This is a genomic window from Massilia consociata (genome assembly GCF_042432755.1).
Classification (GTDB): Bacteria; Pseudomonadota; Gammaproteobacteria; order Burkholderiales; family Burkholderiaceae_D; genus Telluria; species Telluria consociata.
Genome location: NZ_JBHLWP010000034.1, coordinates 1 through 1,472, shown reverse-complemented (window position 1 = coordinate 1,472; position 1,472 = coordinate 1). Strand labels below are relative to the sequence as shown.

The following is a 1,472-nucleotide window of genomic DNA, read 5'->3' as shown; positions in this document are numbered from 1 at the left end:
TTTCAGCTTAGCTTCAATTTCCTTGAGCTTAGCCATCTGCGATTTCAGCGCTGCGATCTTGTCGTTCAGGCGAACGCTTTTCGCTTGTGCGGCAGCCGGCTCCTGCCGGTCGGCGGTGTCCAGTTCTGCCAGGTAGCGGCTGATGCTCGCTTCGATCTCTGCCATCCTGCGCTTGAGCTTGGCATCGGTGAAATTGCGGTCGCTACTGTTGACGGCCTTGAACTTGCTGCCGTCGATCGCCACGACTGCATCCGAGAACAGGTCCAATTGCTGGCACAAGACGACGAACTGCCTGCACACGTTGCGAATGGCTTTGCCGTTGTCCTTGCGGAAGTTCGCTATCGTCTTGAAGTCCGGGGTCAGGCGCCTGGTCAGCCACATCAGCTCGACATTGCGCTGCGCTTCGCGTTCGAGCCGGCGGCTCGACTGGATGCGGTTCAGGTAGCCGTAAATGTAGAGCTTGAGCAGGACAGCCGGGTGGTACGCTGGCCGGCCAGTTTTTGCAGGTACCACCCGCGCAAAACCCAGACTGGCCAGGTCAAGCTCATCGACGAATACGTCGACCGCGCGAACCGGGTTGTCTTCGGTGACGTAGTCATCCAGGTGCTCTGGCAGTAGCGTGCCTTGCCCACGGTCTTCGCCTTCGATATAGCGCTTCATTTGGCGCCCCAGTGATGAGATACTTCCTCAACGTTTACCCAGCCGGGTTCGTTTACACGGTCCTGCGTTTTTACACAGGCTGGACCCAAAGCGGACTTTTTCGATCATCAGCCCTCAGCCTAAAATACGCACCTGCCCATCAAGCGGATTTTCAGTATTACGCCGCTGTTGCGCACGTATCACTGCTGGGATAGAGCTCAACGGTATAAATACATGGATGAGAATCAGCCACCATAGACTTTGAGTCCAGGCATACGCGATTGTGAAGACGAACGCTGAAATAATGGAGGCGATGAGCTGCTTAGGGTTTTTATAGCCATGCCCGATTCCGTAAGCGATGGAAGATGCGACAATCGCTAACGGAAGGCCAATCATAGGAGTTAGCAGCAGCAGTAGGAAACCGCGATAAAGCACTTCCCATCCGCTCGTCATAATCAACATACTGGCTGCAAAGGCCATAGCTTCCTTCGAATCGCGCGGCCATGATAACGATGAGTCCAGCATCTTCCCCTCATCCGCAGCACGAGCTTGCGGCGTCTTACGACGTTCGATAACGCTACCAATAACCCACAAGCACGCCAGCAATAGCACTGCAAAACCTAGGCCCCAAGCTCCAGCGCTTGAGAGAGGAATGTCGAAGCCAAGCTGGTGCGACGTGTACCCTGCCTGCGATGAGCCGACCCACAGTGATCTTGCCCCGCTTTTCCCGGACACAGCCTGATGCCTATTTAGCGTCAGTTTCCAGAGCCTGACGGCGTCGCTCTTTTCTAAACATGCGCGGCGATTTGTACCCCAGCGCCGAATGCGGATGC

2 protein-coding genes are annotated in these 1,472 nt (G+C 55.6%); both read right to left on the bottom strand.

All coding sequences use genetic code 11. From position 1 onward, the window contains the following. A partial coding sequence (locus ACFFJK_RS22335) for a transposase (RefSeq protein WP_379681864.1) occupies positions 1-660 on the bottom strand: 660 nt, incomplete at its 3' end. A 114-nt stretch (positions 661-774) separates the two neighbouring features. Then, positions 775-1,472: CPBP family intramembrane glutamic endopeptidase (locus tag ACFFJK_RS22330; RefSeq protein ID WP_379681863.1), on the bottom strand; the 698-nt coding region annotated here is incomplete at its 5' end.